This window comes from Clostridium caldaquaticum (assembly GCF_023806125.1).
In the GTDB taxonomy this organism is placed as follows: domain Bacteria; phylum Bacillota; class Clostridia; order Clostridiales; family Clostridiaceae; genus Clostridium_AT; species Clostridium_AT caldaquaticum.
This window is the reverse complement of record NZ_JAMSKT010000011.1, coordinates 32407-45083: the sequence shown is the minus strand read 5'-3', so window position 1 is coordinate 45083 and position 12677 is coordinate 32407. Positions and strand designations below refer to the sequence as shown.

The following is a 12677-nucleotide window of genomic DNA, read 5'->3' as shown; positions in this document are numbered from 1 at the left end:
TATTTTTATTTAAAGTCTTTCTTTTTTTTGTATATTAAATCTATTGTTCCTCCACCTAGACAAATTTCTCCCTGATAAAATACCACTGCCTGGCCTGGAGTTACAGCTCTTTGAGGTTCATCAAAAACTACAATACATCTATTATCTTCCTTTACATTAACTGTTACCCCCTGATCTGGCTGCCTGTATCTAAACTTTGCAGTACACCTGAAAGTACCCTCAGGTTTATTATTACTTACCCAATTTAAATCAGAAGCTTCTAAACCATACGAGAAAAGTGCCGGATGATTTTCACCTTGAACTACATATAAAATATTTTTCTTTAAATCTTTATCTACTACAAACCATGGCTCACCTGTACCTATACCTCCAATACCAAGACCTTTTCTTTGACCAAAAGTATAATACATAAGACCATCATGTTTTCCTACTACTTTGCCCTGAAGAGTTCTTATTTCACCTGGCTGTGATGGCAAATAATTACTTAAAAAGTTACGGAAATTTCTTTCTCCAATAAAACAAATACCTGTGCTGTCTTTTTTATTAGCTGTTTTAAGTCCATGTTTAGCTGCAATTTCCCTAAGCTCAGTTTTTTTCAAATGTCCAACTGGAAAAAGAGTTTTAGACAGCTGATATTGTCCTAGCTGACACAAAAAATAAGTTTGATCTTTATTTGAATCAGCTGCTCTTAAAAGTTTATATTCTCCATCTGTATAATCTACTTGAGCATAGTGACCAGTAGCAATATAATCTGCCCCTATTTTTAATGCGTAATCTAAAAAAGCCTTGAATTTTATTTCTTTATTGCACATAACATCAGGATTAGGAGTTCTTCCTTTTTTATATTCCTCTAAAAAATAAGTAAATACTCTATCCCAATATTGTTTTACAAAGTTTACAGTATAATATCTTATTCCTATTTGATCACATACTCTTCTTACATCTTCATAATCATCAGTTGCAGTACATACCCCATTCTCATCTTTTTCATCCCAATTCTTCATAAAAATTCCTATAACATTGTATCCCTGCTCTTTAAGAAGCAGTGCAGCAACTGATGAGTCTACACCTCCCGACATTCCAATTACAACTGTAATATCCTTTGGTTCCTTTTTCATATATATCAACAATCCTTTCTAATTTCTTTATAGTAATTACAATAAGCAGCTACTGGACATTCTTCACATTTAGGCTTTCTTGCAGTACATGTTCTTCTTCCATGAAAAATAAGAAGATGATGAGCCTTACTCCAACGCTTAACTGGTATAACTTCCATTAACTGTTCTTCTGTTCTAGTAACATCCTCACTGTTTGCTAATCCTATTCTATTTGCTACTCTAAACACATGAGTATCAACAGCAATGGCAGGAACACCAAAAGCATTGCTCACTACTACATTAGCAGTTTTTCTTCCTACTCCCGGTAGCTTAATTAGTTCTTCTTTAGTTGCCGGAACTTCACTATTATACTCACTAATGAGCATTTTGCAAAGTGCTATTATATTTTTAGCTTTATTTTTATATAAACCTATTTCTTTTATTTCTTTTTCAAGTTCCTCTTGATTTAAAACAGCAAAATCTTGTGGAGTTTTATATTTAGCATAAAGCCTCTCAGTAACCTGATTAACTTTTTTATCAGTAGTCTGAGCACTAAGTACTGTGGATATAAGAAGCTCAAAGGAGTTTTTATGAATAAGCTCGCATTCAGCCTCTGGATATCTTTTTTCAAGTATATCTAATATTTCATTTGAATAGTTTTTTATCATCTATCTCTGCTTCACCTCTATCAATATTTAATAAACTATCTATTACAGCCAATATTTTTATTTTACCATATACTTTAAAACAATATAATAAAAATACAGCCAAAAGGCTGTATTTTTATTATTTATATACTCCTCTATATTCTTCAGGAATAAGCACTGCTATAGCTTTCATAATAGTAGTTAAAGCTCTTTCTTCGTAAGAAAGCTTATCTTCTCCCTGATTTTTTTTAGGCAATTCCATCTGCTTACCTATTCTTACTCCTATATCAGCATAATTAAAACTTTCTGAATCCATATTGCCGCTGTTATTTATTGGCAAAAACTTTTCTGTTCCCCATATTCCAATTGGTATAATTGGCGCACCAGTAATCCGTGCAATTAAAAGAAGACCTTTTTTAGCCTCTATCATGCTGCCTGTTCTACTTCTTGTTCCCTCTGGAAAAATCAAAACATTATTGCCATCTTTTATAAGGTTTATGAGTTTAGTAAGTCCTTCCTTATCCGCAGAGTTAGGTTTTACAGTTGTTGTTTTTACAAGCCTCACGCCTAAATTAGTAGTTGCATTTTGGCTTAATTTAATTCCAGCTACATAAGTTACATCCTGTTCTTTTAATACCTTATCAAGTATAAGAGCATCTGAATTACTTAAGTGATTGCAAATAAATATAACTGGTTTTTTTATGCCCTGCAGATTTTCTTCACCTTTGATATCTAAACTAACATATTTTTTTATTATATAGTCTACAACCTTTCTGCAAAAAAAGGTTACAAGCCTCTCTGGAAGGTAATCTAAAAGCTTTGCAACTTTATGAGAAATCACCTTATGTCTCCACCTTTCTTAAATTAATCTAAATATATTATAATTGCAAAGCCTTCAAAAGTCTATGGTAATAATCCTCTACATAAGGTGACTTAATGGATTTAATATCTATATTCATATTTTCAGTTTTTAACGCTTTATAAATCAATGCATTTCTCTGAAGTATATTTTTCCCCCGCCATCCACAGGAGGTGTTTGCATATTTTTCTTTAAATATTTTATTATCTATATTCAAAAGTTCATCTAAACTTACATTTTTCATAAATTCATAAGGTTCAAATTCCTTTATTTGAGAAAGTTCAGCCTCTTTATTATAGGGGCATATATTTTGACAACTATCACAGCCAAACAATCTTCCATCCAGCTTTTTAAGCCAGCTATCTTCAATATGCTTTTTTTGAGTTATATATGAAAGACATACATTAGGACAACTTTCCCCTTTATTTATAGCCTTTGTTGGACAGGTTTTTAAACATAAGGTACATTTCCCGCATTTTTCCATAACAGGTTCATCTGGTTCTATAAATAAATCTGTAATTATTTCACCTAAAAAAACATAAGAACCATATTTTTCTGTAATAATCATATTATTTTTTCCTATGAAACCTATACCACATAAATAAGCTATATATCTTTCCGGTAATTCATTACTATCCACAAAATATATAGCTTTTCCTCCTAAAGTATTTATAAAATCACATATTTTCTTAAGATAATAGGAAACCACCAGATGATAATCTTTTCCCCAAGTATATTTTGAAAAATAAACATTACCGCTTTGGCTTAAATCATAAGCATATGGAAAAGCTATAGAAATAATTGTTTTTCCATCCCTCATTAAAAGCAAAGGATTAATTCTTTTATCTATATCTTTTTCCTCAAATTCATTTTCCAATCCATTTATTTTTCTGTTTTCAAAAAAAGTTTTTAGTTCATAAAAAATTCTGCAGCTGCAAAAACCTATTATATCTAATCCTAGTTCATTACAAAAACTTACAAGTTTACTTTTATAATTCATATTGTTCAATCCCTTATATAATTAGATCATATGACCATTTCGTTGTATATTTTCTGTTTTCTACCCTTATAGTCACTTATTTCTATTATAGTATTAGGCTTTGGTGATATTATTTTAGCAGGTATACCTACAGCTGTTGAATTGCAAGGTACGTCCTTAAGAACTACTGCATTAGCCCCGATTTTAGTTCCGCTGCCTATATAAATTGGACCTAAAACCTTAGCACCTGCTCCTATAACTACATTATCACCTATAGTGGGATGTCTTTTCCCTTTATCTTTGCCAGTTCCCCCTAGGGTAACACCGTGGTAAATAGTTACATTATCGCCAATTTCTGCAGTTTCACCTATAACCACACCCATTCCGTGATCTATAAATAATTTTTTTCCTATTTTTGCACCTGGATGTATCTCAATTCCTGTAATAAATCTGCCAAACTGAGATATAATTCTTGCTGCAAGAAACAATTTTTTCTTATAAAATGCATGTGCCACTCTGTAAATTATAAGCGCATGTACAGAAGGATAAAGAAGAAAAACTTCCAATTTACTCTTTGCTGCCGGATCATTCTCTAGTATATTCTCTAAATCTTGTTTTAAATTCTGAAACATATGATAACCCCCTATTCTTAAAATATTTTAATACTGATAGAAGAACGAAGCTCAAAATTCTTCATTCTTCCTTTAACTGGTTATTCAAATAACCCCATTGATAAATACTTCTCTCCTCCATCTGGAGCCACAGTTACTATTTTCTTGCCCTTTCCAAGTTCTTTAGCAAGTTTAAGCGCTATGGAAACATTAGCACCTGAAGATATACCTATTAATATTCCTTCTTTCTTTGCTACCAATCTTGCAGCTTCAAAAGCTTCTTCTTCGCTAGCTGTAAGCACTCTATCAACTACATCTTTATCATATATATCTGGTATAAAGCCAGCTCCAATTCCTTGAATTTTGTGTGGTCCAGGCTGTCCTCCTGATATAACTGGTGATTTTTCCGGCTCTACAGCAACAACTTGTATATCCTTCTTAAGTTCCTTTAATCTCTTTCCAACACCTGATATAGTACCACCTGTACCTACTCCTGCAACAAACATATCTAAATCACTTATATCTTTAATTATTTCCTCAGCTGTTGTAGCGTAATGCTTATTAGGGTTAGCTTCATTCATAAACTGCTGTGGTATATAAAAACCTTTTTCTTTTTCAGCTATTTCCTGTGCTTTAGCTATAGCACCCTTCATTCCTTTAGCCCCTTCGGTAAGTACTAGCTCAGCTCCGTATGCTTTTATCATATTTCTTCTTTCTACGCTCATTGTTTCAGGCATTACTATTATAACTCTGTAACCTTTTAATTTTCCAATCATAGCCAAGGCAATTCCAGTGTTTCCGCTAGTTGGCTCAACTATTGTGTCTCCTTTTTTTATAAGACCTAATTCCTCAGCTCTTTCTATCATACCAAGAGCTGCTCTATCCTTTATACTTCCTCCTGGATTATACTTTTCAAGTTTTACGTAAACCTCAGCCATATCTTCCTTTACAATGTTGTTAAGCTTAAAAAGCGGTGTATTTCCTATCATTTCTAACGCATTATTAAATATCATTCTTTTTTCCTCCTTGAAAATAATATTTTACTTTATATTAAAATAAAAACTCCGCCTCTTATAACAAATAAGAGACGAAGTATAACTCCGCGGTTCCACTCTAATTGGATATAATAATCCCACCTTAATCAAGCACAATCTTATGCTTTATCACTATAACGGGTGAACCCGATGATTCCTACTTTATAAATGCTGCAAACACCTATATTTCAGTTCACAACTCCGAAGGGCACTTCACATAAACTACTTCATAGAAACCCTCTCAGCTATGGGTATCCTCTCTGTATGTGTCATATATGCTACTTTCCTTCTTCATAGTATTTCCGAGCAATTTACTATGATTTATATATTAATATTATATGATTTTGATAGGATTTGTCAACTATATTTTAAAAATATTTTATTTGCAAAATTTATGCTTTCCTATAACCTTTATAACAGGTCTAGACCAAATCCATTTATTTGTTGTTTTAGCTGGATTATAGTAAAAAACTGCTCCTCCAGAAGGATCCCATCCGTTTAAAGCATCTCTTGCTGCTTTTATGGAACTTGGATACATTTGTGCATGTATCTGTCCATCTACAATAGCTGTAAAAGCACCTGGCTGATATATTACTCCGGCAATTGTATTTGGAAACCTGGGATCTCTAGTTCTATTTATTATTACAGCCCCAACAGCAACTTGACCCTCATAAGGTTCACCTCTTGCTTCTCCATTAATACATCTTGCTAAAAGCTGAACATCTTTTTCATTGCTATTGCTGACCTTTGCTGTAGTTGTATTCCCAGCTGTATTGCCTCCTGTATTCCATTGTCCTGCATTTATACCAAGAGCATTAAGCGTTCTATCTCCTGCTATTCCATCAACTTTCAATCCATTTTTTGCTTGAAAGCTTCTTACAGCTAGATATGTCCTGTACCCGTATACTCCATCTAAACCTCCGTTATAGTATCCCCATGCTTTTAATCTTCTTTGAATTTCAGTAACTATAACCCCTTTAGAGCCCCACCTGTATGCTACAGCTCCAACTGTATTATTTAAAGGTGACAAATAAACAGAACTAATTACATATGTAGTCATAATAACGCACAAGTATAAAGCTACTCTTTTCAGGTTAAATAACCTTTTTATCACATTTCTCCCTCCTATATTTTTTAATGTATACAAATTTAGTTTGTACTTATAATAAAAAATAATACACACAAAAAATAAAGAAACCCTGACAGCAAATGCCATCAGGATCTCTATATTTATTTTTAACTAACCTTTTTTGTTTTTCTTCTCCAAGTTGGAAGAAGCACTTCATCAATAATATCGCTAAGAATTACAATTCCGCAAAGCCTATCTTCCTCGTCTACAACAGGAAGTGAAAGAAGATCATATTTAACTGCAAGCTCTATTGATTCCTCTATTTTCTCGTTATCTCTTATCTTTATAACATTTGTATCCATAATATCTCTAAGCTTGCTGTCTGGAGAAGAAACTACCAAATCTCTAAGAGAAACTATACCTTGAAGCTTTTCATCTTCATCTACAATATATATATAATAGGCTACCTCATTATCAGGCTTAAGTTCTCTTAAAAGCTCTATAGTTTCCTGAGTAGTTATATTTACATTAAAAGCTATAAAGTCTTTATTCATTATACTTCCTACTGTTTCATCCTCATACTGCATTAGTTCTCTAATTTCTTCAGCATCTTCCTTTTCCATACTCATAAGTATTTTTTCAGCAGTTTCTTCATCTACTTCATCAAGAATATCTGCAATCTCATCATTAGGCATACTGTCAAATACTTCTGCAGCCTTCGATTCGCTTATGCTCTCAAGCAAATCTTTTTGAATTTCAGGCTCTATTTCTTCTAATGTATCTGCTGCAAGATTTTCATCAAGGCTTTCAAAAACCTTAGCTCTATAATCATCATCCATTTCTTCTAAAATATCTGCCAAGTCTGCTGGATGAAGCTTTGATAGTTTTTGATATGGAACTGAGAGCATTAAATTATTATTTACCATTTCAAGAGATTCTACATTGTCCCACATTATAAGACTATCTGAAACCTCTTTTTTCATTATAGTACAGAAACCCTTCACTAGCTTTTCCATATGTGTTCTTCTACCTAAAGCAAGTACTCCTGTATCAACTGCAAGCACTCTAAGCTCCCCAGCTATCTCTCCCATCCTTAAATCATTAACCCGCACAAGCTTTTTGCCGTTTATATCTACAATCTGCTTATCTAAAAGATGTTTAGATAAAAGATAAGAAAAACTTCTTGGTATTATTTCTTTAGCATCTTTAACCTTAATTGAAACCTTGCTATTTTCTTCATAGAAATCTATATTTCTAAACTCATAATTAAACATCTCTCCATCTTTTTTAATCTTGTAACCTATAGCCTTAGGATAACTATCCTCAGTTGTTACATATATATCCCAAAGCTTTCCTAAAAAATCTCCATACTCATCGTATACTTTTTTATAAAGTATGCTGCTTAGAAAGAAACTGTTTAACTTTTTCATATACATTCCTCCTTCTTGCAGAGGAATGCTTAAGATAAATTAAGAAGCATGCCTCTGCGTATATTAAGTTTTCTCATAAAATTTGTCCTCTCATATCGAGGGGCACCTTCCATTCATCTCACCACCTGAAAAATTTAAAATTAAAAGAGCCTAAAAAAGGCTCCTAAAATTCAACAACAGCTTTCGTTGAGTTTTAGCACTATACAGCGTATGACTTATGTCCAGCTACATTAGATAAAACCTTAATTCGGTAGTACCTGTTGACCGTATTGGCATCTCTCGATGTTTCACGGCAGTAGCGTATGTCTATATAGGAGCCTCACCTAACAAAGTATATTTTCTTTACACTATAATTATATTATAAAATCTTTAAAATGCAACTATATTAAATATAAATATTTATTATACTACCTTCCTTCTCTAATTGTGTTAATATATAATAGATTTTAATCTACTATCTTAAAAAGGAGCAAACTTAATGAAAAAACAATCTCAGAATATAAATAATAAATTTCTTCCTATCTCTAAAAAAGATATGGAAAAAAGAAACATAGAGCAGCTTGATTTTGTATTTATAAGCGGCGATGCTTATGTAGACCATCCTTCCTTTGGAACTGCAGTTATTTCTAGAATTCTTGAAGATGAGGGATTTACAGTTGGAATTATAGCTCAACCAAACTGGAATAATGTAGAAGACTTTAGAAGACTTGGTAAACCTAAACTTGGTTTTTTAATTAATTCTGGAAACATTGATTCTATGGTAAATCACTATACTGCTGCAAAAAAAAGAAGAAGCGATGATCTTTATTCCCCAGGAGGTAAATCAGGCTTTAGACCAGATAGAGCGGTAATTGTTTATGCCAACAGAGCAAGGGAAGCTTATAAAGATGTACCTATTATTTTAGGAGGCATTGAGGCGAGCTTAAGAAGATTTGCTCACTATGATTATTGGGATGATAAGGTTAGAAGAAGCATACTTATTGATTCCAAAGCGGATCTTATAGTTTATGGAATGGGAGAAAAAACTATAATTGAAATTGCTAACCTATTGAAATATGGAATGCCTGTAAGCAAGATGACAAATATAAGAGGTACAGTTTATGTTTCTAAAAATATAGACTCACTTAAATCTTTTATAAATATTCCATCTTTCGAAGAGGTATCAACAGATAAAAAAGCTTATGCTGAAAGCTTTAAATTAGAATCTTATGAGCAGGATACCATAAGAGGTAAAACCTTAGTGCAAAAACATGGAGACAGATATATAGTACAAAATCCTCCAGCACTCAGCTTATCTCAGGAAGAAATGGATAGAATATATAACCTTCCTTATGCTAGAACCTATCATCCAATCTATGAAGCTGATGGAGGAATTCCTGCCATTAATGAAGTTAAATTTTCTATAACCAGCCATAGAGGCTGCTTTGGAAGCTGTGCCTTCTGTGCTCTTACTTTTCATCAAGGCAGAACTATACAAAACAGAAGCCAGACGTCCATTTTGCAAGAAGCAGAACTTTTAACAAAAGATAAGGATTTTAAAGGTTATATACACGATGTAGGTGGACCAACTGCAAACTTCAGACATAAAGCCTGTAAGATACAAGAAAAAAATGGTGTATGTAAAACCAAACAATGTCTGCACCCATCACCCTGCAAAAACCTTATCGTTGACCATAATGAGTATTTAGAATTGCTTAGAAAAATGAGAAAGCTCCCTGGAGTTAAGAAAGTATTTATTCGTTCAGGAATAAGATATGACTATTTAATTTACGATAAAAACGAGGAATTTTTTATAGAACTATGCAAGCATCACATAAGCGGTCAGCTAAAGGTTGCACCAGAGCACATAAACAAGAAGGTGCTGTTTCAAATGAGAAAACCCACAAGGGATGTTTACGAAAAATTTGTTAACAAATATAACAGCATCAATAAAAAGCTGAATAAAAAACAATATTTAGTACCATATCTAATGTCCAGTCATCCTGGCAGCGATTTGAATGCAGCAATAGAACTGGCCTTATATATAAAAGAAATGGGCTATACTCCAGAACAGGTTCAGGATTTTTATCCCACCCCTGGAAGCCTTTCAACAACTATTTATTATACAGGAATAAATCCTTTTACAGGTGAAAACATATATGTTCCAAAAACTCAAAAGGAAAAAAATATGCAAAGGGCACTGCTGCAGTTTAACCTTCCCGAAAATTATAATATTGTGAAAGAAGCTTTAATAAAAGCAAACAGAAAAGACCTTATTGGCATTGATAAAAAGTGTCTTATACCTCCTACCCCGCCTAAAAAAAAGGTAAATAAGACATTCAGAAAATAATGTAACATTTATTAAAATTTGTTATAATTGTAAATATAAATACCAAGTATTTAGATCATTGAGGTGAAAAGTGGTGAATGCAGCTGGAAACGAATATTTTAATAATGCCAGAAAACTTGCCATAAAAGAATACAATAAATGTGTTTCAAAAGGGGAGATAGGTTATCTCCCTTCTCTTGAAGGGATACTTAAAGATACTGAGATAGTATCTCAGGTAGATTTAGGGCTTATTGAAATTCCCCTAAAAAAAATTATCGGTACTTATACTCACCTTAGAAGCCTTTCCTTCTCTAAAAACTTTATGCCTTTATTAGATATGGAATTTAGAGATAAATGGTCTTCCCTTTGCATAGCTCACATTAATGAAGGTATAAGAGATCCAATCAAAGTTTTCGAATATCTTAATTGGTTTTACGTTATTGAAGGAAATAAGCGAGTTAGTGTTCTTAAATTTTTTGATGCTTACTCAATAAGTGCTAAAGTTACAAGGCTCATACCTAAGTATAATGAGGAAGATAAAGACATCAGACTTTATTATGAATTTCTTAAATTCAATAAAAAAACTGGTATATATTCCATTTGGTTTTCTAAGGAAGGAAATTTTGACAAACTACTAAATCTTTTAGATGAATTTAATTATGAATCCTCCATGTTCTATGACAAATACAGATATTTTGAAATATATATATATAATACCTTTTCAAAAATATATTCTTCAGCTGTTGGTAACAGACTTTCCATAACAACCGGAGATGCTTTCCTTGAATACGCTAATATTTATGGAATGCCGAAAGAAATAGATGAAGAACAGCTAAGTCATAGAATGACTGAGTTTATAAAAGAGCTTGAGTCCCTATCTGAATATGAAAATTTCAGTTTATCTACTGCTCCTGAAGAATTTAACCAAAATAAAGTAATAAATACAATTACTTCTTTCGTAATACCGAAGAGAAAACTTAAAATTGCTTTTGCCTATGCAAGAACCATTAAAAATTCTGGATGGACATATGCTCATGAATTAGGGAGGCTTCACTTAGAAAAAACCTTAGGTGAACAAATAAGTACTTCCTTTGTAGAAAATGTACCAGAAAATACTGATGCATATAAAGTATTTAAAAAATTAGCCAAAGAAGAAAATGATATTATATTCACAACAAGCCCTATTTATCTAAATTCTACATTAAAGTGTGCTTTAGAGTTTCCACAGATTAAATTTTTCAACTGTTCTGAAGCGCATCCTTATAAGCACGTCAGCAACTACTATGGAAGAACCTATGAACCTCGTTTTTTGACTGGTATTATAGGCGGAGCTATGACAAAAAACAATATCATAGGCTATGTAGCTACAAGCCCCACTCCTGAGGTGATAAGTTCAATTAATGCCTTTGCTCTTGGTGCTAAAATGGTAAATCCCTATGCAGTTATAAAAGTTGCCTGGACAAAAGAGTGGAACAGCAGAGTAAAGTTTAGTGATGCAGGAAACAAGCTTATAAAACTTGGAGCCGATATAATATGTAATCGTACCTTGGAGGTTCCTCATCCTGTTTCTACTGATTTTGGAGTATATTCTATGCTTTGCAGCATAAACATGGAAAAAGGAATACCTGATAAATATCTTGCTACTCCAATATGGAATTGGGGCATATTCTATGAAAAAATAGTAAAAAATATTTTAAACGATACTTTTAAGACAATTACAGATATATTCGGTGGAACTTCTAAGCTTATAAACTTTTGGTGGGGCATTGATACTAAAGTTGTAGATATATTCTATTCCAAGGACGCTGTACCAAATGAAACTCAGAAACTGGTTGATCTTATGAAAAAAATGATTATAAATAATTCATATCATCCCTTTACTGGACCTATTTACGATAGAGCCGGAAACTTAAAAATAGAAAGAGATGAAAGTGCCTCCTATGAACAGATTTTATCTATGGATTGGTTTGTAGATAATGTAGAAACTGAAAATATAGAATAAACAAAAACGCTGTAGTGAAATTAAATACACTTCAGCGTTTAAACTTCTACTATGTAATATTGAAAAGCGTTTATTATTTTTGTACTTTTGTATACATTAATTCTAGGTTTTAATCCATAACTTAAATGCACATGTCCATGAAAAAAATATTTCGGGGAATATTTGTCCATTAATTCCTCAAAACATTTGAAGCCTCTATGACAAAAACTCTTTTCATCCCCTATACTATAACTTGGAGCATGAGAAACTAAAATATCAAAACCTTTGTTAAGCCATATCTTAGGTTTTAGTTTGCTTATTCTTTTTCTCATTTGTTTTTCTGTATATTGGTACTTACCTAAACTGTACTTGTGTGTCCCTCCAAGTCCTAGTATTCTCAGGCCTTTATAGCTTACAAGCTTTCCATCTATACAGCTGCATCCCTCTGGAGGATTAATCATATAGTTCGTATCATGATTACCAGGTACATAAAATAAAGGTGCTTTTATCATAGTAACCAAAAATGAAAGATAATCAGCTTTCAAATCTCCACAGGATATAATTAAGTCTATATCTTTAAATTTCGACGGATCAAAATAATCCCATATAAATGAAGTTTCTTCATCAGAAACTAATAGTATTTTCACAATAAATTCCTGCCT

General features: G+C 32.4%; 11 protein-coding genes, 1 riboswitch and 1 other annotated feature. Of the genes, 2 read left to right on the top strand and 9 right to left on the bottom strand.

Annotated elements, in window-relative coordinates; all coding sequences use genetic code 11:
- Positions 1-5 precede the first annotated feature (5 nt).
- From mnmA to M2651_RS08715, 8 genes are all read right to left on the bottom strand, one after another.
- The gene (gene mnmA / locus M2651_RS08750) at positions 6-1118 is read right to left on the bottom strand and encodes a tRNA 2-thiouridine(34) synthase MnmA (RefSeq protein ID WP_252131969.1); all 1113 of its coding nucleotides are present in this window, start codon (positions 1116-1118) and stop codon (positions 6-8) included.
- Positions 1119-1123: 5 nt separating this feature from the next.
- Complete coding sequence (nth, locus tag M2651_RS08745) at positions 1124-1765, bottom strand: endonuclease III (RefSeq protein WP_252131968.1); 642 nt, start codon at positions 1763-1765, stop codon at positions 1124-1126.
- A gap of 118 nt (positions 1766-1883) precedes the next feature.
- Entirely contained in the window at positions 1884-2585 is a 702-nt protein-coding gene (locus tag M2651_RS08740; protein ID WP_252131967.1) for a lysophospholipid acyltransferase family protein, read from the bottom strand.
- 37 nt (positions 2586-2622) lie between these two features.
- Positions 2623-3603: a tRNA epoxyqueuosine(34) reductase QueG gene (gene queG / locus M2651_RS08735; RefSeq protein ID WP_252131966.1), complete on the bottom strand. Its 981-nt coding sequence runs from the start codon at positions 3601-3603 to the stop codon at positions 2623-2625.
- A 26-nt stretch (positions 3604-3629) separates the two neighbouring features.
- Entirely contained in the window at positions 3630-4214 is a 585-nt protein-coding gene (epsC, locus tag M2651_RS08730; RefSeq protein WP_252131965.1) for a serine O-acetyltransferase EpsC, read from the bottom strand.
- 80 nt (positions 4215-4294) lie between these two features.
- Positions 4295-5206, bottom strand: coding sequence for a cysteine synthase A (gene cysK / locus M2651_RS08725; RefSeq protein ID WP_252131964.1), 912 nt, complete (start codon positions 5204-5206; stop codon positions 4295-4297).
- A 67-nt stretch (positions 5207-5273) separates the two neighbouring features.
- Positions 5274-5531, bottom strand: a binding site (T-box leader).
- A gap of 75 nt (positions 5532-5606) precedes the next feature.
- Positions 5607-6338, bottom strand: coding sequence for a spore cortex-lytic enzyme (gene sleB, locus M2651_RS08720; RefSeq protein WP_252132029.1), 732 nt, complete (start codon positions 6336-6338; stop codon positions 5607-5609).
- A 125-nt stretch (positions 6339-6463) separates the two neighbouring features.
- Positions 6464-7726 carry a magnesium transporter gene (locus M2651_RS08715; protein ID WP_252131963.1) on the bottom strand — a complete coding sequence of 421 codons (1263 nt, stop codon included), beginning with the start codon at positions 7724-7726 and terminating at the stop codon, positions 6464-6466.
- A 171-nt stretch (positions 7727-7897) separates the two neighbouring features.
- Positions 7898-8064, bottom strand: a riboswitch (M-box (ykoK) riboswitch).
- Positions 8065-8204: 140 nt separating this feature from the next.
- Between M2651_RS08715 and M2651_RS08710 the strand changes: the two genes are divergently transcribed.
- Together M2651_RS08710 and M2651_RS14445 are read left to right on the top strand one after the other, a co-directional pair.
- A complete protein-coding gene (locus tag M2651_RS08710) occupies positions 8205-10055 on the top strand; it encodes a YgiQ family radical SAM protein (RefSeq protein WP_252131962.1) in 1851 nt (616 codons plus the stop codon).
- Positions 10056-10125: 70 nt separating this feature from the next.
- Positions 10126-12036: a BMP family ABC transporter substrate-binding protein gene (locus M2651_RS14445; protein WP_252131961.1), complete on the top strand. Its 1911-nt coding sequence runs from the start codon at positions 10126-10128 to the stop codon at positions 12034-12036.
- A gap of 38 nt (positions 12037-12074) precedes the next feature.
- Here the strand turns inward: M2651_RS14445 and M2651_RS08700 are convergent, their stop codons facing one another.
- Complete coding sequence (locus tag M2651_RS08700; protein WP_252131960.1) at positions 12075-12662, bottom strand: metallophosphoesterase family protein; 588 nt, start codon at positions 12660-12662, stop codon at positions 12075-12077.
- Positions 12663-12677: the final 15 nt, after the last annotated feature.

Excerpts from the sequence above, each read along its gene's own strand:
- M2651_RS08715 (WP_252131963.1), bottom strand. The coding sequence starts at position 7,726 with ATGAAAAAGTTAAACAGTTTCTTTCTAAGCAGCATACTTTATAAAAAA.
- M2651_RS08710 (WP_252131962.1), top strand. The coding sequence starts at position 8,205 with ATGAAAAAACAATCTCAGAATATAAATAATAAATTTCTTCCTATCTCT.
- cysK (WP_252131964.1), bottom strand. The coding sequence starts at position 5,206 with ATGATATTTAATAATGCGTTAGAAATGATAGGAAATACACCGCTTTTT.
- epsC (WP_252131965.1), bottom strand. The coding sequence starts at position 4,214 with ATGTTTCAGAATTTAAAACAAGATTTAGAGAATATACTAGAGAATGAT.
- mnmA (WP_252131969.1), bottom strand. The coding sequence starts at position 1,118 with ATGAAAAAGGAACCAAAGGATATTACAGTTGTAATTGGAATGTCGGGA.
- nth (WP_252131968.1), bottom strand. The coding sequence starts at position 1,765 with ATGATAAAAAACTATTCAAATGAAATATTAGATATACTTGAAAAAAGA.
- queG (WP_252131966.1), bottom strand. The coding sequence starts at position 3,603 with ATGAATTATAAAAGTAAACTTGTAAGTTTTTGTAATGAACTAGGATTA.